General features: G+C 74.0%; 20 protein-coding genes and 1 tRNA gene. 4 read left to right on the forward strand and 17 right to left on the reverse strand.

What is annotated here, in order from left to right; translation table 11 throughout:
• A partial coding sequence (locus tag NWP10_RS01415) for a PASTA domain-containing protein (protein ID WP_258299631.1) occupies positions 1–206 on the forward strand: 206 nt, incomplete at its 5' end.
• Positions 207–218: 12 nt separating this feature from the next.
• Here the strand turns inward: NWP10_RS01415 and NWP10_RS01420 are convergent.
• The gene (locus NWP10_RS01420) at positions 219–1,631 is read right to left on the reverse strand and encodes a class II 3-deoxy-7-phosphoheptulonate synthase (RefSeq protein ID WP_017488662.1); all 1,413 of its coding nucleotides are present in this window, start codon (positions 1,629–1,631) and stop codon (positions 219–221) included.
• Positions 1,632–1,711: 80 nt separating this feature from the next.
• Positions 1,712–2,419 carry a 1-acyl-sn-glycerol-3-phosphate acyltransferase gene (locus NWP10_RS01425; protein ID WP_258299632.1) on the reverse strand — a complete coding sequence of 236 codons (708 nt, stop codon included), beginning with the start codon at positions 2,417–2,419 and terminating at the stop codon, positions 1,712–1,714.
• Positions 2,420–2,487: 68 nt separating this feature from the next.
• Between NWP10_RS01425 and NWP10_RS01430 the strand changes: the two genes are divergently transcribed.
• Both NWP10_RS01430 and NWP10_RS01435 read left to right on the forward strand, forming a co-directional pair.
• Complete coding sequence (locus NWP10_RS01430; protein WP_258299633.1) at positions 2,488–3,297, forward strand: carboxylesterase; 810 nt, start codon at positions 2,488–2,490, stop codon at positions 3,295–3,297.
• A gap of 136 nt (positions 3,298–3,433) precedes the next feature.
• Complete coding sequence (locus NWP10_RS01435) at positions 3,434–5,269, forward strand: long-chain fatty acid--CoA ligase (protein ID WP_258299634.1); 1,836 nt, start codon at positions 3,434–3,436, stop codon at positions 5,267–5,269.
• Positions 5,270–5,372: 103 nt separating this feature from the next.
• Here NWP10_RS01435 and NWP10_RS01440 read toward each other — a convergent pair whose 3' ends face one another.
• The 9 genes from NWP10_RS01440 to NWP10_RS01480 all read right to left on the reverse strand — a co-directional run bounded on the left by NWP10_RS01440 (position 5,373) and on the right by NWP10_RS01480 (position 16,661).
• A complete protein-coding gene (locus NWP10_RS01440) occupies positions 5,373–6,839 on the reverse strand; it encodes a mycothione reductase (RefSeq protein ID WP_258299635.1) in 1,467 nt (488 codons plus the stop codon).
• A gap of 76 nt (positions 6,840–6,915) precedes the next feature.
• The gene (locus tag NWP10_RS01445; protein ID WP_258299636.1) at positions 6,916–10,434 is read right to left on the reverse strand and encodes a pyruvate carboxylase; all 3,519 of its coding nucleotides are present in this window, start codon (positions 10,432–10,434) and stop codon (positions 6,916–6,918) included.
• Between the two features lie 111 nt (positions 10,435–10,545).
• Positions 10,546–11,109 carry a MerR family transcriptional regulator gene (locus NWP10_RS01450; protein ID WP_017488665.1) on the reverse strand — a complete coding sequence of 188 codons (564 nt, stop codon included), beginning with the start codon at positions 11,107–11,109 and terminating at the stop codon, positions 10,546–10,548.
• 217 nt (positions 11,110–11,326) lie between these two features.
• Positions 11,327–11,839, reverse strand: coding sequence for a bifunctional nuclease family protein (locus tag NWP10_RS01455; protein ID WP_258299637.1), 513 nt, complete (start codon positions 11,837–11,839; stop codon positions 11,327–11,329).
• Positions 11,840–11,851: 12 nt separating this feature from the next.
• Positions 11,852–12,604: a MerR family transcriptional regulator gene (locus NWP10_RS01460; protein ID WP_184170508.1), complete on the reverse strand. Its 753-nt coding sequence runs from the start codon at positions 12,602–12,604 to the stop codon at positions 11,852–11,854.
• A 12-nt stretch (positions 12,605–12,616) separates the two neighbouring features.
• The gene (locus NWP10_RS01465) at positions 12,617–13,042 is read right to left on the reverse strand and encodes an FHA domain-containing protein (protein ID WP_017488668.1); all 426 of its coding nucleotides are present in this window, start codon (positions 13,040–13,042) and stop codon (positions 12,617–12,619) included.
• Positions 13,043–13,149: 107 nt separating this feature from the next.
• Entirely contained in the window at positions 13,150–13,536 is a 387-nt protein-coding gene (gcvH, locus tag NWP10_RS01470; RefSeq protein WP_017488669.1) for a glycine cleavage system protein GcvH, read from the reverse strand.
• Positions 13,537–13,621: 85 nt separating this feature from the next.
• On the reverse strand, positions 13,622–15,160 hold the full coding sequence (locus NWP10_RS01475; protein ID WP_258299638.1) for a peptide MFS transporter: 1,539 nt from the start codon (positions 15,158–15,160) through the stop codon (positions 13,622–13,624).
• 112 nt (positions 15,161–15,272) lie between these two features.
• Entirely contained in the window at positions 15,273–16,661 is a 1,389-nt protein-coding gene (locus NWP10_RS01480) for a M28 family peptidase (protein WP_258299639.1), read from the reverse strand.
• 186 nt (positions 16,662–16,847) lie between these two features.
• Between NWP10_RS01480 and NWP10_RS01485 the strand changes: the two genes are divergently transcribed.
• Complete coding sequence (locus NWP10_RS01485; protein WP_258299640.1) at positions 16,848–17,369, forward strand: adenine phosphoribosyltransferase; 522 nt, start codon at positions 16,848–16,850, stop codon at positions 17,367–17,369.
• Between the two features lie 249 nt (positions 17,370–17,618).
• Here NWP10_RS01485 and NWP10_RS01490 read toward each other — a convergent pair.
• The 6 genes from NWP10_RS01490 to NWP10_RS01515 all read right to left on the reverse strand — a co-directional run bounded on the left by NWP10_RS01490 (position 17,619) and on the right by NWP10_RS01515 (position 23,161).
• Positions 17,619–17,692: transfer RNA gene (locus tag NWP10_RS01490), tRNA-Pro, on the reverse strand.
• A gap of 347 nt (positions 17,693–18,039) precedes the next feature.
• Positions 18,040–18,633, reverse strand: a complete 594-nt coding sequence (locus tag NWP10_RS01495; protein ID WP_258299641.1) for a hypothetical protein — start codon at positions 18,631–18,633, stop codon at positions 18,040–18,042.
• A gap of 143 nt (positions 18,634–18,776) precedes the next feature.
• Positions 18,777–20,315 carry a ribosome biogenesis GTPase Der gene (der, locus tag NWP10_RS01500; RefSeq protein WP_258299642.1) on the reverse strand — a complete coding sequence of 513 codons (1,539 nt, stop codon included), beginning with the start codon at positions 20,313–20,315 and terminating at the stop codon, positions 18,777–18,779.
• Positions 20,312–21,043 (reverse strand): (d)CMP kinase, encoded by a 732-nt coding sequence (gene cmk / locus NWP10_RS01505; protein WP_258299643.1) that lies wholly within the window; start codon positions 21,041–21,043, stop codon positions 20,312–20,314. Before cmk ends, der begins: the two co-directional genes overlap by 4 nt.
• Position 21,044: 1 nt before the next feature.
• Complete coding sequence (locus tag NWP10_RS01510) at positions 21,045–22,208, reverse strand: prephenate dehydrogenase (RefSeq protein WP_017488677.1); 1,164 nt, start codon at positions 22,206–22,208, stop codon at positions 21,045–21,047.
• Positions 22,205–23,161, reverse strand: coding sequence for a pseudouridine synthase (locus NWP10_RS01515; protein ID WP_158494450.1), 957 nt, complete (start codon positions 23,159–23,161; stop codon positions 22,205–22,207). The genes NWP10_RS01510 and NWP10_RS01515 overlap by 4 nt, the downstream gene beginning before the upstream one ends.
• Positions 23,162–23,302: the final 141 nt, after the last annotated feature.

Raw genomic sequence — 23,302 nt, forward strand, 5'->3', positions numbered from 1 at the left:
GCCGGGCGGTGCGTGCGGTCCCGGACGTGACCGGGCTCAGCCTGGCCGCCGCCCGGACGAGCCTGCAGGACGACGGCTGGGACGTGCGCGAGCACCGGGTCCCGGTGCCGCTGCCCGCCGGCGACGAGGCGCGCGTGCTGCACCAGTCCCCCGCCGCGGGCACCCCCCTGCTGGAGGGCACCCGCGTCGAGCTCTGGAGCCGCTGAGCGGCCCGCCGGTCAGCGGCGCGGGGCGACGCGCTCGGGGTGCGAGAGCGCCTCGGTCACCTTGAACGCCATCTCCAGCGACTGCTGGTGGTTCAGGCGCGGGTCGCACAGGGTCTCGTAGCGGGCGTCGAAGTCGGCCTCGTTGATGGGGTCGGAGCCGCCGAGGCACTCGGCCACGTCGTCGCCGGTGAGCTCCACGTGCATGCCGCCCGGGCGGGTGCCCAGGGCGCGGTGCACCTCGAAGAACCCGCTGACCTCGTCCATGACGTCCTCGAAGCGGCGCGTCTTGTACCCGTTGGCGGCGGTGACGGTGTTGCCGTGCATCGGGTCGGTGACCCAGACGGGCTCGAGGCCGGCGTCGCGCACGCCCTCGACGATGCCGGGCAGCACGTCGCGGATGCGCTCGGCGCCCATGCGGGTGATGAAGGTGAGGCGGCCGGGCTCGCGCTCCGGGTCCAGGCGCTCGGCCAGCTCCAGGGCGTCCGCCGCGGAGGTGGTGGGGCCCAGCTTCACGCCGATGGGGTTGCGGACGCGGGAGAGGAAGTCCACGTGGGCGCCGTCCACCTGGCGGGTGCGCTCGCCGATCCACAGGAAGTGGGCGCTCGTGGCGTACGGGTCGCCGCTGCGGGAGTCCACACGGGTCAGGGCGCGCTCGTAGTCGAGCAGCAGCGCCTCGTGGGCGGAGTAGAACTCGGTGCGGCGCATGGCCTCGAAGTCCACGCCGGCGGCGTTCATGAAGCGGACGGCGCGGTCGATCTCCGCGGCCATCTCCTCGTACTGGGCGTAGGCCGGGTTGGCCATGAAGCCCTGGTTCCACTGGTGGACGCTGCGCAGGTCGGCGAAGCCGCCCTGGGTGAACGCGCGGACGAGGTTCAACGTGGAGGCGGAGGTGTGGTACGCCTGCACCATGCGCCGGGCGTCGTGGCGACGGGCCTCCTCGGTGAACTCGTAGCCGTTGACGATCTCGCCGCGGAAGCTGGGCAGGGTGACGCCGTCGCGGGTCTCGGTGTCCGAGGAGCGGGGCTTGGCGAACTGGCCGGCGATGCGGCCCATCTTCACCACGGGCATGGACGCGCCGTAGGTCAGCACGGCGGCCATCTGGAGGATGGTCTTCACGCGGGCGCTGATGCGGTTGGCGGTGGAGCCCGCGAAGGTCTCGGCGCAGTCGCCGCCCTGCAGCAGGAAGGCCCGGCCCTGGGCGACGTCCGCGAGGCGGGCGCGCAGCAGGTCCACCTCGCCGGCGAACACGAGCGGCGGGACCTGGCTCAGCTCGGCGACGGCGGCGCGGTGCTCGGCCTCGTCGGCCCACGAGGGCGCCTGGGCCACCGGCAGGGAGCGCCAGTGGTCGAGTCCGGGGATGTCCGCGGCGCCCTCCGAGATGGCGGTGCCGAAGGCCAGGATCTTCTCGCGGGGGTCCTCTGTCATGCCACCAGGCTAGGGGCGGCGGGCCGCCTCGCCGAACGGGCGTCCCCGGATGACGACGACGGCGCGCCCGGCGCGGCGGGTCAGTCGCGGGCGCGCGGCGGTGCGGGGACCCGGCCGGACTTCACGTCCGCGGCGTAGGTGTCCACGTACTCCTGGCCGGAGAGGCGGCGGATCGCCTCCATGATCTCGTCCGTGACGGCGCGCAGCACGCGCGGGTCGGTGACGCCCTCGGCGCGGTCGGAGAAGTCCAGGGGCTCGCCGAAGATCATGCCGATCCGGCGGATGCGCGGCAGGGTGCGGCCGATCGGCTGGGCCTGGTCCGTGCCGATCATGGCGATGGGCACCACGGGGGCGCCGGAGGCCAGCGCGAGCTTGGCCACGCCGATCTTGCCGCGGTGCAGGCGGCCGTCGGGGCTGCGCGTGCCCTCGGGGTAGATGCCGAGCAGGCGCCCCTCGCGCAGCGCCTCGAGGCCGGCGTCGAGCGAGCGCAGGGAGGCCTCCCCGCCCGCGCGGTCCATGGGCAGCTGGTTGGTGGCCTCGAAGAACTTGCGGGTGATCCAGCCCTTGGGCCCGGCGCCGGTGAAGTACTCCTTCTTCGCCAGGAAGTGGACCTGGCGCTCGAGCATGGCCGGCATGAACACGGAGTCGGACACGGAGAGGTGGTTGCTGGCCAGGATCGCGGCCCCCTCGGCCGGCACGTTGCCCAGCCCCTTGACCCAGGGCCGGAAGAGCAGGCGCGTGGCGGGCGCGACGGCGAGGGTCTTGGCTGACCAGTAGAACGTGGACACGGCGGTCCTTCCGGTGCGAGGGGTCGGGTGCCCGCCCATCGTACGGTCCCCGCCCCTACGCTGGGAGCATGGACCGCCCAGCGCCCCCCGCCGTCCCAGCGCCGCCCGCCGTGCCCGCGCCCGCCGTCGACCCCGTCCACCTGCCGCTGCGCCTGGCCCCGGGCTCCGGCGTCGGCGCGGACCGGTGCGTGGTGGTCCTGCACGGATTCACCTCGGGCCCCGACTCGGTGCGCGCGTGGGCCGAGGGGATCGCCGCGGACGGCTCCCACGTGAGCGTCCCCCTGCTGCCCGGCCACGGCACCCGGTGGCAGGACCTGGCGGCCACAGGCGCGGACGAGATCCGCGGGGCCGTGCGCGAGGCCGTGGACCGCGAGCTGTCCCGGCACCGGCACGTGGTGGTGGCGGGGATCTCGATGGGCGGTGCCCTGGCCCTCGACGCCGCGGCGCACCGGCCGGTCTCGGCGGCGATCGTGGTGAACCCGGCGCTGCGCTTCGCAAGCCCACTCGCTCCGCTGGCCCCCGCGCTGGCCCCGTTCGTGCCGTCCGTGGCCCCGATCGCCAACGACATCGCCGACCCCGACGCCCGGGAGCTGGCCTATCCGCGCACCCCCGTGGCGGGCGTGGCAGCGGTCGGCCGCATCCAGCGGGCCGCGCGCCGGGCCCTGCCGCGGATCACCGCACCGGTGACCGTCTTCCGCTCCGCCCGGGACGCCGTCGTGCCCGCGGCGAGCCACCGGACCCTGCTGCGCGGGCTGCGCCGCGCGCCGGTGGACGTGGTGCCCCTGCCGCGCAGCCGGCACGTCGCCACCCTGGACTACGACCTGCCCCTGCTGATCGAGCGCAGCCGGGCCGCCGTGGAGGCCGCCACGCGCGCGTGAGCCCCGACCCCGGAGGCCCGCCTCCCCGCATGTAGAGTGACCGTGACGTCCATCACGCCCCGTCCCGCAATGCCGACCGCACCGCCATCCCCGGCCCCGGTCGGACGGCGGGCCGCCGACTCAGCCGAGGAGCACCATGCGAGAGATCAGTGAGCCCTACCACCCGCGTCTGTCCCCCGAGTCGAACATCACCGACTTCCTCGAGCGCCAGGCCGAGGAGCGCCCCGACCACGGCCTCTTCGCCGTGGCGGACGAGCAGGACCAGTGGACGGACGTCTCCGCGCGGGACGCCCGCGAGCGGGTGCGCGCCCTGGCCAAGGGCCTGATCGCCGCCGGCGTCGGCGCGGGCGACCGCGTGGGCCTGATGGCCGCCACCCGGCTCGAGTGGACGCTCGTGGACTTCGCCATCTGGTACGCCGGCGCCGTCACCGTGCCGATCTACGAGACCTCCTCGGCCACCCAGGTGGCCTGGATCGTCGAGGACGCGGACGTGTGCGCCGTCGTCGCCGGGGACGAGTCCCTCGTCAAGACGGTGCGCGACGCCGTCCACCGGGAGCACCTGCCCCAGCTGCGCGGCGTGTGGGTCATGGACGTCGCCGGCGGCGAGCCGGGCTCCGGCCTCGACGAGCTGGCGGCCCTCGGCGCGGACGTGAGCGACGAGGACCTCGAGGCCCGCCGTTCGGCGGCGAACCTGGAGGACCTGGCCACGATCATCTACACCTCGGGCACCACCGGGCGCCCCAAGGGCTGCGAGCTCACCCACGAGAACTTCGCCGAGCTGGTGAACCAGACCCTGTCCTCCTCCCTCGGCGAGGTCGTCCGCCCGGACACCTCCACGGTGCTGTTCATCCCGCTGGCCCACGTGTTCGCCCGCTTCGTCTCCGTGCTCACCGTGGCCGCCGGCGCCCGCTGCGGCCACGTCACCGACCTCAAGCGGCTCTCCAACTCCCTGCAGACCTTCCAGCCGAGCTTCGTGCTGGCCGTGCCGCGCGTGTTCGAGAAGATCTACAACGCGGCCCTGCTCAACGCGCAGTCCGGCGGCAAGGACAAGATCTTCCGCCGCGGCGCGGACGTGGCCGTCCGCTGGTCCCGCGCCCTGGACTCGGGGAAGATGACCGCGCCGCTGCGCCTGCAGCGCGCGTTCTACTCCGCGCTGATCTACCGGCGCATCCGCGCGGCGATGGGCGGCCGGCTCGAGTACGCCGTCTCCGGCGGCGGCCCCCTCTCCCCCGACCTGGCGCACTTCTTCCGCGGCGTGGGCCTGACCATCCTCGAGGGCTACGGCCTCACCGAGACCACGGCCCCCATCACGGTGGGCCGCCCGGGCCGGCTGAAGATCGGCACGGTGGGCCTGCCCCTCGGCGGCAACGCGGTGCGGATCGCGGAGGACGGCGAGATCCTCACCCGCGGCACCTCGCTGATGCGCGGCTATCACGACCGCCCGGAGGCCAACGAGGAGGCCTTCGAGGACGGCTGGTTCCGCACCGGCGACCTGGGCTCGCTGGACGAGGACGGCTTCCTCACCATCACGGGCCGCAAGAAGGAGCTCATCGTCACGGCCGGCGGCAAGAACGTGGCCCCGGCGATGCTCGAGGACGCGATCCGCTCGGATGCGCTGATCTCCCAGGTGATGGTGGTGGGCGACGCCAAGCCGTTCATCGCGGCGATCGTCACCCTGGACGCGGACACCCTGCCCTCGTGGCTGGCCGCCCACGGCCTGCCGAAGGACCTCGATGTGGCCGCGGCCGCGAAGGAGGACCGGGTGCGCCGGCACGTCCAGGAGATCGTGGACAAGGCCAACAGCGCGGTCTCCCGCGCCGAGGGCATCCGCGAGTTCCGCATCCTGGACCGCGACTTCTCCATGGAGGAGGGCCACATGACGCCGTCGCTCAAGATGAAGCGCGCCGTGATCATGCAGGACTTCGCCGCGGAGATCGCGGACATCTACGGCGAGGCCCCCGCGCAGGGCTGATCCGACGCGAGCAGGGGCGGGCCCGTCACGGGCCCGCCCCTGCTCGCGTCCACGGTCCGCCCCCGCGGCGCGTCCACGGTACGCCCCCGCGGGCGGGCCCGGCTCAGAGCAGGCCGGAGTCCGGCACGTCGAGGCCGAGCAGGGCGTTCTCCACGACCTCGGTCAGCGCCGGGTGCGGCCAGTACTGGCCGCGGGCGAGCCGGTGCGCGTCGATGCCGAACGCCATGCCGGTCACGAGGGGCTGGATCAGGTTCGCGGCGTCATGGCCCAGGATGTGCCCGCCCAGGATCCGCCCGGTCGCCTTCTCCGCGACCACGGTGCACAGGCCCTCGGAGTCCTCCATGGCCCAGCCGTAGGCCACGTCCCCGAAGGCCTGGGTCTTCACGGTGATCGCGTCCGCGCCGTGCTCGGCCAGGGCCTGCTCCACGGTGAGCCCGACGGCGGCCACCTGCGGCCGGGTGAACACGGCGGCGGGCACGGGGGCCAGGTCGGCCGAGCGCAGGTCCTCGGGGTGCTCGAGGTTGTGGGCGACGACGCGGGCCTCGTGGTTGGCCACGTGCTTGAGCTGCCACGTGTTGGCCACGTCGCCCAGCGCGTAGACGCCCTCGACCGGGGCGCCGCCGGAGAGGACCCGCTGGTGCCGGTCCGTGGCGAGCACGCCGTCCTCGGTGACGTCCAGGCCGGCGGCGTCCACGTCGAGCCGGTCCGTGTTGGGGGTGCGCCCGATGGCCATGAGCACCGCGTCCGCCTCGACGACCTCCTCCACCGTGCCCGTCTGCTCCTGGCCCTCGGCGCGGTCGAGCCGCACGCGCACCCAGCCCTGGGCGGCGCGGTCCGCGTCCGCCGCGGGCTCGACGCCCGCCGGGGTCCAGCCCGTGCGCACGTCCCACTGGCGGGCGGCGATCTCGGTGAAGGCCGTGGACACGCTGAGGTCGTGGGCCTTGAGCAGGCGGTGGCCGCGGTTGACCTGGATGACCTCGGAGCCGAGGGCGGCGAAGATCGAGGCGAACTCGCACGCGATGAACCCGCCGCCGATCACGAGCAGCCGTCGCGGCAGGCGGGGCAGGCGCATCACGGTGTCCGAGGTGTGCACGGAGGGCAGGTCCACGCCGGGGATGCGGGGCAGGGTGGGCCGCGAGCCCGCGGCGATCACCACCTGGTCCGCGGTGACCTCGCGCCCGGAGGCGGTGCGCACGCGGCGCGGGCCCACGAACCGGACCTCCTCCTGGATCACGGAGGTGTGCTCCAGCTCGTCCCGGCGGTAGCGCAGCCCGCCCTCGCTGATGGCGTCGATGCGCTGGAAGATCCGGTCTCGGATGGCCGGGAAGTCCGCTCCGGTGAACTCCAGTCCCACGCCCAGGCGCTCGGACTCGGCGCCGGCCGAGGCGGCCAGGCCGGCCGGGTAGGCGTACATCTTCGTGGGGATGCAGCCCACGTTCAGGCAGGTGCCGCCGAACACGCCGGAGTCGGCGATGGCCACGCTGCGGCCCTCCCAGTGCTCGGTGACGAGCGAGTTGCCCGATCCGGAGCCGATGATGAGCAGGTCGTGGTGTTCCGTGGAGGTGGCCATGCCCCCAGGATAGGGCCGGGCCCGGACGCGACGGCGTCCGGGCCCGGTGCTCCTCCCGCGCAGGCGGGCGGGCGGCTCACTCGATCACGAGCAGCAGGTCCCCGCCGTTGACGGGGGTCACCCCCTCGGTGACGACGCGGCGCACGGTGCCGGCCACCTGGGCCGTGATGGCGGCCTCCATCTTCATGGCCTCGATGGTGGCGACCGGCTGGCCGACCTCCACGGCGTCGCCCTCCGCCACCTGGACGGTGACCGAGCCCGCGAACGGGGCGGCGACGTGGCCGGGGGTGCCGGGGTCCGCCTTCTCCGCGGTCCGCACGGTGGACTCGATCGAGCGGTCGCGGACGGTCATCTGGCGCAGCTGGCCGTTCAGGGTGACCATCACGGTGCGCATGCCCTTCTCGTCCGGCTCGGAGACGGACATGAGGGTGGCGAGTAGCCGCACACCGCGTCCGAGCGAGATGACGTGCTCGCGCCCGGGGACGAGGCCGTAGAGGAAGTCGCGGGTGTGCAGGGTGACGGTGTCCCCGAACTCCTCGCGGTGCGCCTCGAACTCCTTCGTGGGGCCGGGGAAGAGCAGGCGGTTCAGCACCGCGCGGCGGGTCTGTCCGGCCTCGCCGAGGGCCGTCGAGTCCTCCGCGGAGATCTCCACCATGCCTGCGCCCTCGCGGCGCCCCTGGAGGGCCTTGGTCCGGAAGGGCTCCGGCCAGCCGCCGGGCGGGTCACCGAGCTCGCCGCGCAGGAAGCCGATCACGGAGTCCGGGATGTCGAACTCCTGCGGACGCTCCGCGAACTCCTTCGGGTCCACGCCGGAGCCGACCAGCTGCAGCGCCAGATCGCCCACCACCTTGGAGGACGGGGTGACCTTGACGAGGTGGCCGAGCAGGTCGTCGGCCGCGGCGTACATCGACTCGATGGCCTCGAACCGCTCCCCCAGGCCGAGCGCGATCGCCTGCGTGCGCAGGTTGGACAGCTGGCCGCCCGGGATCTCGTGGTGGTACACGCGGCCGGTCGGGGCGGGCAGCCCCGCCTCGAAGGGCGCGTACGCCGCGCGGACGGACTCCCAGTAGGGCTCCATCGCGGTGGCGGCCTCGAGGCCGAGACCGGTGTCCCGCTCCGTGTGCTCGAGCGCCGCGACCAGGGCGGACAGCGGCACCTGGCTGGTGGTGCCCGCCATGGACGCGGTGGCCGCGTCGACGGCGTCGACGCCGGCCTCGGCGGCCGCCAGCAGGGTGGCCAGCTGGCCGCCCGCGGTGTCGTGCGTGTGCAGGTGCACGGGCAGGTCGAACTCGGCCCGCAGGGCGGTGACCAGCTCGCGCGCGGCGGCGGGACGCAGCAGGCCCGCCATGTCCTTGATCGCCAGCACGTGCGCGCCGGCGTCGACCATCTGCCGGGCCAGGCCCAGGTAGTAGTCCAGCGTGTAGAGCGTCTCCTTCGGGTCCGTCATGTTGCCCGTGTAGCACAGGGCCGTTTCGGCCACGGCCGTGCCCGTGGCACGCACCGCCTCGATCGCCGGGGTGATCTGGGAGACGTCGTTGAGGGCGTCGAAGATGCGGAACACGTCGACGCCGGATGCCGCGGCCTCGGCCACGAACGCGTCCGTCACCTCGGTGGGGTACGGCGTGTAGCCCACCGTGTTGCGGCCGCGCAGCAGCATCTGGATCGGGATGTTCGGCAGCTCCGCGCGCAGCAGCTCGAGGCGCTGCCACGGGTCCTCGTGGAGGAAGCGCAGCGCGACGTCGTACGTCGCCCCGCCCCAGGCCTCCACCGAGAGCAGCCCCGGCAGGGTGTGCGCGACGGCGGGGGCGGCGGCCAGCAGGTCGCGCGTGCGGACGCGGGTGGCCAGCAGGGACTGGTGGGCGTCGCGGAAGGTGGTGTCCGTGACGGCCAGTGCGGTCTGCTCACGCAGGGTGCGGGCGAAGCCCTCGGGGCCCTGCTCCAGCAGCACCTGACGCCAGCCGTGCGGGGGCACCGCGTCCTCGTTCCGGCTCGGGCCGTCGAACGGCGAGCGGTCCGGCTCCTGGTGCTTGTCGCCCGGGTGCTCCGGGAGGCGGTCACGGGGGTCGATGCCCTCGACGCGCGGGCCGTGCGGCTGGTTGACGGTGACGTCCACGAGGTACTGCAGGGCCTTGGATCCGCGGTCCTGGGAGCGGTTCACCGTGGCCAGCTCGGGATGCTTGTCGATGAAGTCCGTGGCGACGTCGCCGCTGACGAACTGCGGGTCGTCCATCACGTTCATCAGGAACGGGATGTTGGTGGCCACGCCGCGCACGCGGAACTCGGCCAGGGCGCGGCGCACGCGGCGCACGGCCGTGGCGTAGTCGCGTCCGCGGCAGGTGAGCTTGACCAGCATCGAGTCGAAGTGCGGGCTGATCTCCGCACCGGCGTAGATGGTGCCGCCGTCGAGGCGCACACCGGAGCCGCCGGCCGAGCGGTAGGCGGTGATGGTGCCGGTGTCCGGGCGGAAGCCGTTGGCCGGGTCCTCGGTGGTGATGCGGCACTGGATGGCGAAGCCGCGGACCTGGAGGGCGTCCTGCGTGATGCCCAGCTCGGGCAGGGTGGCGCCGGCGGCGATGCGCAGCTGCGCGCCCACGAGGTCCACGTCCGTGACCTCCTCGGTCACGGTGTGCTCCACCTGGATGCGGGGGTTCATCTCGATGAACACGTGCTGGCCCGCACGCTCGCCCGCCGTGTCCACGAGGAACTCGACGGTGCCCGCGTTGACGTACCCCATTTCCTTGGCGAAGGCGACGGCGTCCCGGTGCAGGGCCTGCCGGATCTCCTCGTCCAGGTTCGGGGCCGGGGCCATCTCGATGACCTTCTGGTGGCGGCGCTGGAGCGAGCAGTCCCGCTCGAAGAGGTGCACGACGTTGCCCTCGCCGTCGGCGAGGATCTGCACCTCGATGTGCCGCGGCCGCAGGACGGCCTGCTCGAGGAACACGGTGGGGTCGCCGAAGGCGGTGTCCGCCTCGCGCATCGCTGCCTCAAGGGAGCCGCGCAGGTCCTCGCGGCGCTCGACGCGGCGCATGCCGCGGCCGCCGCCGCCGGCGACGGCCTTGACGAAGATGGGGAAGCCGATCTCCTCGGCCTGCTCCAGAAGCCACTCGACGTCGGCGCTCGGGTCCGAGGAGGCCAGGGTGGGGATGCCCGCACGCTTGGCCGCGCGCAGGGCCTCGACCTTGTTGCCGGTCAGCTCGAGGACGTCGGCGGGCGGGCCGACGAAGGTGATCCCGTTCTCGGCCGCGGCGCGGGCCAGGCCGGCGTTCTCCGACAGGAAGCCGTAGCCCGGGTAGATCGCGTCGGCCCCGGCGTCCTTCGCCACGCGGATGATCTCGTCCACGTCGAGGTAGGCGCGCACGGGGTGGCCCTCCTCACCGATGCGGTAGGCCTCGTCCGCCTTCTGGCGGTGGATCGAATTGCGGTCCTCGTAGGGGAAGACGGCGACGGTGCGGGCGCCCAGCTCGTAGCAGGCGCGGAAGGCGCGGACGGCGATCTCGCCGCGGTTCGCCACCAAGACCTTGGAGAAGACGGCGCCGGCTCCGGTCGACCCGGCCGCGTCCTCAGGAGGGGTGAAGTTCTCGACAGGTGCGGTCATGGTTGGGAGTGTGTCACACCGCACGCAAATTCCGTCTCGTGTCGCGCACACTCACCGCTGCGAGACGAAAGGTTACTGGGCTCGGCCCTCCGGGGCGCACGCGGTGGAGGCTCAGGCGGAGCGGCGGGCCCGACGCCGCCCGGCCAGCTCGTCCCCCGGTTCGGGGGCGACGATCACGCTCTCCCGCGGCAGCTCGGCGAGGCTGCCCTCGACCTCGCGCCACACGCGGCCGACGGCGATCCCGAAGACGCCCTGGCCGCCCTGGACCAGGTCGACGACCTCGTCCGCCGAGGTGCACTCGTAGACCGAGGCGCCGTCGCTCATCAGGGTGATCTGGGCGAGGTCGTCCACGCCGCGCTCGCGCAGGTGGCCCACGGCGGTGCGGATCTGCTGCAGGGACACGCCCGTGTCCAGGAGGCGCTTGACCACCTTGAGGACGAGGATGTCGCGGAACGAGTACAGCCGCTGGGAGCCGGAGCCGGCGGCGCCGCGGACCGTGGGGACCACGAGGTCGGTGCGCGCCCAGTAGTCGAGCTGGCGGTAGGTGATGCCGGCGGCCTTGCACGCGGTGGGGCCGCGGAAGCCGACGTCGTCGCCCGGGGTCACGTCCTCGTCGAAGAGGGTGCCCTGCGCGCCGAGCGCGGGGGGCCGGCCGGAACCTGCGGTGGGTGTCACGGGGAACCTCCTGATGCGGGGTCCCCGGTGCGGGAAGGAAGGGGACGGGCCCCGCCGCATGCCGCCGGTGACCGTGGCGGCGCTCCCCGGTGACCGTGGGGAGGACGACGAGGACGTCCCGGACATGCGGGACCCTCTGCTCACGAAGGTACGCCGGGCCCGCGGGGCGGTCAACGAACCCGGCGGTCGGCGGTCGGCCGTGTCGCGGCCGGACGGCTCAGGCGAAGTCCTCGGGGCGGACCGAGTCCAGGAAGTCCCGGAAGTCCTCCACGGTGCGCTCCTGGCCGTCCTCCTCCCCCGAGCGGGCGGACATCCCGGCCTCGGCCAGCACCGCGGGGCTGGCCAGCACGGGGGCGTCGGCGCGCAGGGCCAGCACCACGGCGTCCGAGGCGCGGGCGTCCACGCGCGCGCCGGTGGAGAGCTCGAGCTCGCCGTGGACGACGTCGTTCCGGACCTCCGTGAGCCGCACGCGGACCACCTCGGCGCCCAGGGCGGCCACGGTGGAGAGCAGCAGCTCGTGCGTGAGGGGCCGGGGCGCGCTGACGCCCTCGAGGGCGAGCGCGGCGGCGGCCGCCTCCGGGGCCCCCACCCACAGGGGCACCATGATGCGCCCGGGCGGGTCCACGAGCAGGATCACGTGGTGCTGCGCCGGCAGCTCCACGCGCACGCCCAGCACGGACATCGGGACGTCGCCGGCCTCCGGCACGTCCTCGGGGCGGGGCTCAGTCATCCCACTGCTCCGTCATCCCACTGCTCCGTCATCCCACTGCTCCAGGCCCTCGGCCACGAGGGCGGAGTGCAGCCGTAGGCTCGCCTGGGCGATCTCCTGGGCCGAGCGGGCCACCCGGGGCCGCGTGTCGGCGTCGCGGCGGGCCTGCAGCGGCGCGACGGCGCGCTCCACGAGGCCGAGCTCGCGGTCCGCGGCGGCCCGGAAGGGGCGCAGGTGGCGCGGCTCCAGGCCGTGGCCGGCGAGCACGACGGCGGCGCGGGCCACCTCCATGGCGTGCGACGAGTAGGCGCCGTCCTCGTCCGCCGGCAACAGGGAGTACTGGTCCAGCTCGGCCAGCAGCTCCTCCCCCGCGCCCGACTCCTCGGCCAGCTCGGACCGGGTCCAGCCGCGCCGTCCGGCGGCGACCTCGCGCCCCAGGCGCGATGCGTCCGAGGCGCCCGGGGCCACGACGCCGCCGGGCAGGTCCGCCGGGACCTCGCCGCGGTCCAGGGCGGCGAGCTGGGCGGCGATCACCTTCAGCGGCAGGAAGTGGTCGCGCTGCACGGTGAGCACGAACCGCAGCCGGTCCACGTCCTCGGGGCGGTAGCGGCGGTACCCGGCCGGAGTGCGCTCGGGCAGCACGAGGCCACGGTCCTCGAGGAAGCGCACCTTCGAGGCGCTCACGCCGGGGAAGTCCGACTCGAGGGCGGCCACGACCTCACCGATGCCCAGCCGGCCCGAAGGGCGGGTCCGGGGGCCGGCGTCGGCGTGCTGCGGCTCGGTCACGGCGTCGACGGCTCAGCCCCGCTGGGGGCTGGTGAAGTACGTGAGCCGGTACTTGCCGATCTGCACGTGCATGCCCGAGCGCAGCAGGACGTCGTCCACGCGGTCGTGGTTCACGAAGGTCCCGTTGAGGGAGTTCATGTCCACGAGGCGGTGGCCGCCGGCCTCGGCGCGGAACTCCGCGTGGCGGCGGGAGACGGTGACGTCGTCGAGGAAGATGTCCGCGTCCGGGTGCCGGCCGACGGTGACCACGTCCTGGTCCAGCAGGAAGCGGGCGGCCTTCTCGGGCCCGCCGTCCGCCAGCAGGAGCGCCGAGCCGGCCGGGAGGGCGCGGATGGCGTCCGACTCCTCGGCGGAGAGGTCGGCGGCGACCAGCGGGGCCAGCTCGGTGAGGTTGATGGAGGAGGTGGAGAGGTCCGGTTCGCGTCCGGGCTGGTTCATGGGGGGCTCCTGTGCGTGGGCCGGCGCCGTGGGCGCCGGCCGGAGGGAGGGTCGGAGGGGACGCCGACGCCCCGCCGGTCACGCGGCGGGGCGAGGGCGACGAGGGGTCAGCTCGTGTGCGAGGCGTAGCCCTCGGCGTCCAGCAGGCCCTCGAGCTGGGCCTCGTCCGCGAGGGTGACCTCGAACAGCCAGCCGCCCTCGTAGGGCGCCGAGTTGACCAGGCCGGGCTCGCCGTCCAGGTCCTCGTTGACGGCGGCCACGGTGCCGGTCACCGGGGCATAGATGTCCGAGACGGACTTGGTGGACTCGACCTCGCCCACCGCGGTGCCCGCGGTGACCTCGGAGCCGACCTCGGGCAGGTCCACGTAGACCACGTCGCCCAGGGCGTCCTGCGCGAAGTCGGTGATGCCGATGCGGACGGTGCCGGCCTGCCCGGCCTCGGCGATCCACTCGTGCTCGGCGGAGTACTTCAGTCCTTCGGGGATGGAGCTCATCGGGTTCGCGTCCTTCGTTCGGTCGGGTGGAGTGTCGTCGTCTCGCAGACTACCGAGCGGCGCGTGATTCGCGCCACCGACACGGTCACAGGACGCCGCGCATGCCGCGGCGCACCGGCTTGGCGATGGCCAGCATGAGCAGGCCCACGCCCACGGTGACGGCGCCGATCACGCCGAAGTAGCCGACCTCGTTCTCCTCGGAGTAGGAGCCGGCCAGCGAGCCCGCGAGCGCGGTGCCCAGGGCCACCGAGAGGTTGTAGAGCGAGACCATCATCACGGGGAACGAGCGCGGCGCCACCTTCGTGGACAGCGACAGGCCCACCGGGGAGACGAGCAGCTCGCCCATGGTGCAGACGAAGAGGATCAGCGCGAGCCACAGCAGCGGCACGGCGAGCACGTCCGCCACCGGGATGAACAGCAGGAACGCGAGGCCGATCAGCACGATGCCGATGCCGAACTTCACGGGCGTGCCGGGCTGGCGCGGGCCGAGCTTCGTCCACAGCGCCGCGAACACCGGCGCGAAGGCGATGATGAAGATCGGGTTGATGGAGTTGACCCACTCCATGGGCATCTCCCAGCCGAAGAGGTTCCGGTCGAGGCGGTTCTCGGAGTACAGCGCGATCACGGTGAACTGCTGCTGGAACAGGGCGAAGAACACGGCGGTGCCGATGAACAGCGGGATGAACGCCTTGACGCGGGAGCGCTCCTCCTCGGTGACCTTCTTGGAGGTCAGCAGCACGGCGAAGATGCCGATGGCGGCGACGGCGGCCAGCACCACAACGGCGTCGGCCAGGTTGGCCACGGTGACGATGCCGGTGAGGAACAGGACGACGCCGACGGCGACGGCGGCGAGCGCGATGAGGACCCAGCGGCCGTACTGCGAGCGCGGCAGCGGGTTCGGGATCCGGTGCACGTCCGAGGGCAGGTTCTTGCGGGTCAGGGCGTACTGGACCAGACCGATGGCCATGCCGACGGCGGCGAGGCCGAAGCCGAAGTGGAAGCCCCAGCTGTCGCGGGCGAGGCCGGTGAGCAGCGGGCCGAAGAGGGCGCCGATGTTCACGCCCATGTAGAAGATGGAGAAGCCGGCGTCGCGCTTGGGGTCCTGCTGTGAGTACAGCGCGCCCACGAGGTTGGCGGCGTTGGCCTTGAGGCCGCCGGAGCCGACGGCCACCAGGATCAGGCCGAGGGTCAGGCCCGGGATGCCCGGGACCAGGGCGAGCGCGATGTGGCCGAGCATGATGGTCACGGCGCTGTAGAACATGGTGCGCTCGGAGCCGAGCAGGCGGTCGGCGATCCAGCCGCCGAGGATGCAGAAGACGTACACCATGCCGCCGTAGGCGCCCACGATGCCGGTGGCCACGGCGACGTCGATGCCCAGGCCGCCCTCCGCGAGCGTCCAGGACATGTAGTACACGAGCATGGCCTGCATGCCGTAGAAGGAGAAGCGCTCCCACATCTCCACGGAGAAGAGGTTCGCCAGGGGGCCGGGCTGGCCGAGGAAGGGGCGGCCGTGCCAGTCGGGCGCGGCGGCGGGGTCGGGCGCGGCGGCGGTGGGCGCGGCCACGCGGGCGGACGGTTCGACGGCGGGCTCGTGGCCCGTGGGGGGATTCTGTGGGGTGTGCACCGGCCCACTGTCCTCCCCTGTCGGAGGCCGATCAAATCCGCCGACGGCGATTCAGCCCTGCGCGAGGGCGGCGCCCCGGGCCGACGACGGCCGGCCCGGGGCGCCGTCGTCATCAGCGGGAGGCGAGCGCGTAGGCGGCGCAGCCCTGGATCTCCATGGCCGCCATGAGGCGCTCCACGGAGATGTTCTCCTTCACCGTGTCGTCCGAGGAGTGGTACTCGGGCTCGAGGATGAAGCCGTCGCGGTGCAGCCAGCCGAAGTTGCCACTGGGCACGCCGATCTCGCTGAAGGACTGGTGGTCGGAGCGGCCCATGGTGAACAGGTCGGACATGGAGGTGCGGTAGCCCAGCCGCTCCCCCGCCGCGTAGACGGCGCGGTTGACGTCGTTGGCCTCGCCGCGCAGGTCCAGGAGCCAGTACTTCTCGGCGGGGTCCCAGCTGGTGGCGATCATGTCGTTGTTGAAGACGCCGCGCAGGCGGGAGCGCTCGTCTGCCGGCATGGCCTGGGCGTGGATCCGGGAGCCGACGAGGCCGACCTCCTCCGAGCCCCAGAAGCCGAAGGACAGGTCCGCGGCGGTGGGCGCGTTGCGCATCACGCGGGCGAGCTCGAGGCAGGCCGCCGTGCCGGAGGCGTTGTCGTTGGCGCCGCGCGAGCCGATCACGGAGTCGTAGTGGGCGCCGAGCATGACCCGCTCGCGACCGCCCTTGCCCGGGCCCTTGCGGCCGGCGCGGGTGCCCACGACGTTGGCGCTGCGGGTGCCCCGGTGCTCCACGGTGCTGACGGTCAGGCGCAGCGGGCCCGCGGCGAGCACGTCGAGCAGCGCGTGCTTCTGCACCTGCGAGACGCCGACCACGGGGATGTCCAGGCGCGCCGTCGTGAGCGCGGGGGCGAAGGCCGAGGCCTGCCCGGGCGGGTTCGAGTCCCGACGGGTGGCGATGACGGCGACGGCGCCGCGCGCCTGAGCTGCCACGGCCAGCGGGGTGATGTCCTCGGACGCCTTGACCACGCGCATCAGGACCATGCCCGTGAGGTCCGCGGGCAGGTCCGCGACGGAGCCGCTCGGCGCGAGGACCACGCGGCCGGCCACGGTGACGTCCTGCGCCGCGGCGGCGGCGGAGCCCACGCCCCAGCTCCAGCGGCTGTCCAGCTCCGGCGCCTCGAGCAGGCCCACCCGGCGGTCCGGGACGTCGAACCACTCGAGGTCCACGTCGTAGCCGTAGCCCTCGAGCTGCGCGGCGATGTAGTCCGCGGCGCGGTGCTCGGCCGGGGTGCCGGTGTAGCGCTGGCCGATCTCCTCCGTGAGGAGGGTGAGGTGGTCGACCGCGCGGGCGGGGCGGATCTGGTTGATGATCTGCCGGTCCTGGCCGGTCAGGCGCGGGGCGCGGGCGGCGCCCGGGCGGACGTCGTCGAGGCCCCAGGCGGGCATCGCGAACGCGCCCGCCGCGCCGGCGGCTCCCGCGAGGGCGAGGAACGAGCGGCGGGAGAGGGAGGAGGTGGACATGGCGCTCCTGGTGATGACGGGACGAGGTGCGGTCGGCGCCACGCAGTGTGACGCAGTTCGCACCCTACGCGACGTCCTCGCCGCCGGGCGACGGAGGGCTCGGGTCCCGTCGCGCCGCCCCGCCCGGGTCTTCACGGCGACGGCCCGCGCCGGAAGCCCGGAGGCCCTGCGGACTAGGGTGGATCCGTGACCGCCGACGACGAGATCCTCCGTGCCCGCAGCCTGATCCGGGTGGTCCACGACCACCCCGAGCCGGGCATCGCCTTCCAGGACATCACCCCCCTGCTGGCCGACGCGCGGGCCCTGCGCGCGTGCGTGGAGGCGATGGTGGCCCCGTTCGCCGGGCGGTTCGACGTGGTGGCCGGCCTCGAGGCGCGCGGCTTCCTGCTGGCCGGGGCCGCCGCGGTCCTGACCGGCACCGGGCTGATCCCGCTGCGCAAGGCGGGGCGACTGCCGGCGCCGGCCGCGCGCGCCGACTACGTTCTCGAGTACGGCCAGGCGAGCATCGAGGTCTCCGAGGACCTGGGCGCCGGCGACCGCGTGCTGGTCCTCGACGACGTCCTCGCCACCGGCGGCACCCTCGCCGCCGCCCACCGGCTGGTGGCTGCGCGCGGGGCGAGCGTCGCCGGCTCGGCGTGCCTGCTCGAGCTCGACGGCCTCGGCGGTCGGGACGTGGTCCCGGACGTGCACACACTGATCCGCGTCTGACGCGGGGCGGGACTCCCCGTCGACGAGCGGCCCGCCGTGCCGTCGTCGTCGCCCCCGGGCGCCGCCTCTCCCCCATGCCGGCCCTGCCTTCACACGCCCACTTCCCACTGAGCTGTCCTGCAAACGGCCGGAATGAGGGCGATTCCGCGGCCCATTCCGGCCATCTGCAGGACAGCTCGCCGAGATCACAGGCCTCCGGAAACGCGAAAGTCCCGGTGAGAATCTGATTCTCACCGGGACTTTCCTCTGTCGGGCTGACAGGATTTGAACCTGCGACCCCTTGACCCCCAGTCAAGTGCGCTACCAAGCTGCGCTACAGCCCGTGGCGAATCGCGTCATCCGCGTTTCAGCACCCGATGAGCATAGCGCACGGGCGCGGGCGTGCGCGAATCGGCGGTCGGTGCGTCGGGTGCGCCGACTGCGTGCCGGGGCATGGATGAGACCCTGGAGAACGAACAAGGGGCCCACGTCCTCTTCACAGACGTGAACCCCTCATCCCTTGACCAAGGGTGACCCGACCGTGAGTCCCCCGGCGACCCCCGCCCGCCGGAGAGCCGGCTGCACGGATGGTCTGCACTCGTCTCCCCCTCAGATGAGGGTTCAGTCGTGCACCCGGGAATGCTACCACGCGGGGAGCCCTCCGGATCCGCATCCAGGCGGGCCCGGCGGGTCAGAACGTGAAGCTCTGGCCCCCCACGCGGAACTCGACGTCCTTGAGGTCCGGGAGGGCCCGGCGGGCCTGCTCGGCGACCTCGCGCATCGTGTCCTCCAGGACCTGCGGATCGGCCTCGAGGGCGGACTCCGCGTACTCCACGATCACGCGGCCGTCCTCGCGCAGCGCCTCCACGTCCGCCATGTCCGGGCCGGAGGGCAGGGACTTCATCAGGTCCTCGACGGCGGCCTCCGCGTCCAGGTCGAGCCCCTCGATGCGGGGCAGCTCCAGGTCGCGCAGGTCCTGCTCGGTGATCTCGCGCAGCGGCTCCGCCCGGCCGCGCAGGTCCTCGAGGAGCTCGCCGACCCGCTGGTCCGCCCCGTCCAGGGCGCCCTCGGCCTGCCGCTGCAGCTCGCCCAGGTCCACCCGGCTCGAGGCGTCCGCCTCGAGCTCGCTGATGCGGTCCTCGGCCTGCGCGAGGCGGTCCTCCGCGCTCTCCAGAGCCGCCTGCGCGTCCCCCTCGTCCACGCCGCAGCCGCTCAGGGCCAGGCTCAGGCCGGCGAGCGCGGCGAGGGACAGGACTGCGGGACGGCGGGGGCGCAGGGTGGTCATGGCCCCACGCTAGGCGCGGAACATGAGGAAACCATGGGAGCTCCCCCGGGAGGGGGTGGGACGACGACGCCCCGCGGCCGGGGCGGGATCCGTCGATCCCCTCCGGGCCCGCGGGACGCCGTCGTCGTCTGCGGCCGCCGCGCTCAGCGGCGCCGGCCGCGCTTCTCGCGCACGCGCATGCCGATCTCCAGCGGCGTGCCCTCGAAGCCGAAGGTCTCGCGGAGGCGGCGCACGATGAAGCGGCGGTACCCCGGGTCCAGGAACCCGGTGGTGAACAGCACGAACTTCGGCGGCCGGCTGGAGACCTGCGTCGCGAAGAGGATGCGGGGCTGCTTGCCGCCGCGCAGCGGGTGCGGGTGGGCCGCCACCAGCTCGCCGAGGAACGCGTTGAGCTTGCCCGTGGGGATGCGGGTGTCCCACGAGTCCAGCGCGGTGTCCAGGGCGGGCACGAGGCGGTCCTTGTGCCAGCCGGTCTTCGCGGAGATGTTCACGCGCGGGGCCCAGGCCACGTGGGCCAGGTCCCGCTCGATCTCCTTCTCCAGCTGGTGCCGGCGGTCCTCGTCCACCTGGTCCCACTTGTTGAAGGCGATCACCAGGGCGCGGCCGGAGTCGAGCACCATCTGCAGGATGCGCACGTCCTGCTCCGAGATCACCGACGGCGCCTCGAGCAGCACCACGGCCACCTCGGCGCGGTCCAGGGCGGAGGCGGTGCGCAGGGAGGCGTAGTAGTCCGCGCCGTGCGCCATGTGCTGGCGGCGGCGGATGCCGGCGGTGTCCACGAAGCGCCACAGGCGCCCGCCGAGCTCCACGAGCTCGTCCACGGGGTCGCGGGTGGTGCCGGCGAGGTCGTCCACCACCACGCGGTCCGAGCCGGCGAGCCGGTTCAGCAGGGAGGACTTGCCCACGTTCGGGCGGCCCACCAGGGCGATCCGGCGGGGGCCGCCGCGAGGCACGAGGCCGCCGTGGGCGGACTCCTCGGGCATCGCCTCGAGCGCGGCGTCCAGCAGGTCGGCCACGCCGCGGCCGTGCACGGCGGAGACGGGGTACGGGTAGCCGAAGCCGAGGGACCACAGCGAGGCCGCGTCGGCCTCCTGCACCATGTCGTCCACCTTGTTGGCGGCCACGATCACGGGGCGGTCCTTGCGGCGCAGCATCGAGACGACGGCCTCGTCCGTGGCGGTCATGCCCACGGTGGCGTCCACCACGAACACGACGGCGTCGGCCACGTCCACGGCCAGCTCGGCCTGCTCGGCCACCCGGCGGTGGATGCCCTTGGCGTCGTGCTCCCAGCCGCCGGTGTCCACCACGGTGAACTCGCGGCCGTTCCACTCGGCGTCGTAGGAGACGCGGTCGCGGGTCACGCCCGGCACGTCCTCCACCACGGCCTCGCGGCGGCCGATGATGCGGTTGACGAGCGTGGACTTGCCGACGTTGGGCCGGCCCACGATCGCCAGCACCGGGGGCACCGGCGCATCCAGGTCCTCGTCGGGGCCGATCTGCCAGGCGTCGAGGAGGGCGGCGTCGTCGTCCTCGAGCTCGTAGTCGGCGAGGCCGGCGCGCAGCGACGCGGCGCGCGCCTCGGCCTCCTCCTCGGTCATGGCCGCCAGGCGCTCGGCGACCTGGTCCTCGCCGGCGGGGACGAACTCGTCATCGCCGGAGCGGTGCTGGGGGTTCTCGGTCATCGTCGGCCTCCCTTCACGGCCGGGGTGCCGGCCTGGTCCTCGACGGCGGCCAGGACGGCCGCCACGGTCTGCTCGAAGTCGAGCTCGGTGGAGTCCACGAGCGCCACGCCCTCGGCGGGGCGGTCGAACGTGGACACGGTGGCGTCGCGGGCGTCCCGCCCGGCCACCTGACGGTGCAGCGTGCCGGCGTCGACGCCGGGCTCCCCCGCCGCGGCCAGCTGGCCGGAGCGGCGGGAGGTGCGGACGGCCTCGGAGGCCGTGAGCAGCACGCGGGCGTGGGCGTCCGGGGCCACCACGGTGGTGATGTCCCGGCCCTCGGCCACCATGCGGCCGGCGGCGGCGATCGTCTCGCGCTGGCGGCGGCGAAGCTCCTCGCGCACGGGGATCACCACGGCCACGGTGGAGACCGTGTCCGTGACCTCGGCGCCGCGGATGGCCTCGGTGACGTCGGTGCCGCCCACGCGGACGGCCTCCACGTCCGGGTCCGTGGACTGCTCGAGCTCCATCGCCACGGCGGCGGCCGCCACGGCGTCGGCGTCGGCGAGGTCCACGCCCTCGTTGAGGCAGTGCCAGGCCACGGCCCGGTACATGGCGCCGGTGTCCAGGTAGGCGGCGCCGAGGCGGCGGGCCACGGCCTTGGACACGGAGGACTTGCCCGAGCCCGAGGGCCCGTCCACGGCCACCACGAGGGGCGTCGTCGCAACGTCGTCGCGGGTGTGCTCGGTCATCTCAGACCACCTTCCATCCGGCGGCGGACAGCGCCGCCACGAGTTCGTCCCTGCGGCCGGGCAGCACGGAGATGTCCACCATGCCGGCCCGGTGGCCCGAGGCGTGCTCGAGCCTCAGGTCCTCCACGTTCACGTCGGTGCGGCCCACCTCGTCGAGGACGGCCGCGATCTGCCCCGGGGTGTCGTCCACGATCACGGTGACGACCGCGAACGCCTGGGGCGGGGCGCCGTGCTTGCCGGGCACGCGGGCGCGCCCGGCGTTGCCCTCGGCGATCAGCCGGGCCATGTCCAGCCGGGACCCCGGGGCGCCCGGCGCCTCGAGGGTGCGGATCAGCCGGTCCAGGTCGTCGCGCAGCCCGTGCAGCGCGGGCACGATCCGCTCGGCGTTGCCGGAGAGGATCTGCACCCACAGCTGCGGGTCCGAGGCGGCGATCCGGGTGGTGTCCCGCAGCCCGTTGCCGGCCAGCGCCAGGGCCTGGTCCGGGGTGTCCTGCAGGCGCGCGGCCACGAGCGAGGCGGCGATCTGCGGCAGGTGCGAGATCATCGCCACGGACTCGTCGTGCGCGCGGGCGTCCATGCGGTACGGCGTGGCCCGCAGCGCCAGGGCCAGGGCGCGCCCGGCCTGCACCGCGGCGGGCAGCGTCGTGTCCGTGGGGCACAGCACCCACGGCGCCTGCGTGAACAGGGTGCCGCGGGCGGCCACGGGCCCGGAGCGCTCCGAGCCGGCCATCGGGTGGGTCCCGAGGTGCCGGTCCGGGTCGGACGGGCCGAGCCGGCCGTCGTCGACGGCGGCGCGCACGCCCGCGGCGATCGCCTCCTTCACGGAGGCGATGTCCAGCACGAGGGCCTCGGGCCAGCGGCGCAGGGAGTCCACCACGACGTCGGCGGTGACGTCCGGCGGCGCGGCCACCACCACGAGGGCGGGGGCCGGCCCGGCGTCCGCGCCGTCGTCGTCAATCCGCATCGGGCGCCCGGCGCCGATGTCCGCGGCGACCGCGAGCGCGGCCGGCGAGAGGTCGTGCAGGAGCACGTCCGCCCCGGCGGCGCTCAGGCCGATGCCTATGGAGGCGCCCAGCAGGCCGGTCCCCCGGACCAGCACGGGCTGCGGAATCCCGGCCGGGAGCGCGCCGGGCACCGCCGCGGCGGTCTCGGCGGCGGCGCTCACAGGCCGACCAGGGCCTTGAGGTGGCCCAGCTCCTGCGCGGACAGCGCGCGGACGCTGCCCTGCTTCTGGTCGCCCAGCAGGATGGGGCCCACCTTGACGCGCACGAGGCGCTCCACGGGGTGGCCGATCTCCTGGAACATGCGGCGCACGATCCGGTTCTTGCCCGAGTGCAGCACGACCTCCACGAGCACGTGCCCCGGGGTCGAGTCCACGAGCTTGAAGGAGTCCACCTTCGCCACGCCGTCCTCGAGCTCCACGCCCTCGCGCAGGCGGTTGGACACGCCCTTGGCCAGCGGGCCGCGGGTCTGGACCACGTAGGTCTTGGGGACCTCGTAGCTGGGGTGGGTCAGGCGGTTGGCCAGCTCGCCGTCGTTGGTGAGGATCAGCAGGCCCTCGGTCTCGTTGTCCAGGCGGCCGACGTGGAAGAGGTGCTCCTGGCCGGGCTTGAGGTACGTGGCGATCGAGGGGCGGCCCTCGGGGTCCACCATGGTGGAGATGACGCCGCGGGGCTTGTTGAACACGTAGTACTGCTTGGTGACGTCCGTCTGCACGGAGATGCCGTCCACGCGAATCACGGCGCGGGCGGGGTCCACGCGCACGCCGGGCTCTGTGACGATCACGCCGTCCACCTCCACGCGGCCCTCGGCGATGAGGTCCTCGCTGACGCGGCGGGAGGCGACGCCGGCGGAGGCCAGCACCTTCTGGAGGCGCTCGCCGGACTCGTCGTGGATGCGGTCGAGGTTCGCGGCCTTGGCGCGGGCGGCGCCGGCGCCGCGGCCTCGGCGGCCGCGGGTGCGGGGCACGGCGTCCTCGTCGAAGGGCGCCTCGTCGCGGGGGCCGGCGGGGCCGCGGCGGGCCCCGAGCTGTCGCTGGAAGTCGCGCTCCTGGAACGGGCCTCCTCGTCGTCCGACGGAAGGGGTGCGTCCGGAGCCTCTCGGCTTGCGGGAGTTCATGGGAGTGCGTCCTCTCTGCAGGTGCGCGTCGACGACGCCGGCGGGCCGGCGTCGTGCGGGTCTGGGGGGTCGGGCGCGCGCCGGAGTCGGCCGCGCCGTCGTCCATTCTCGCAGATCCCCCGGCGCGGCGCCTCCGGCCGG

Origin of the sequence: Micrococcus sp. HG099, from assembly GCF_024723355.1 — a bacterium.
GTDB classification, from domain to species: domain Bacteria; phylum Actinomycetota; class Actinomycetes; order Actinomycetales; family Micrococcaceae; genus Micrococcus; species Micrococcus endophyticus.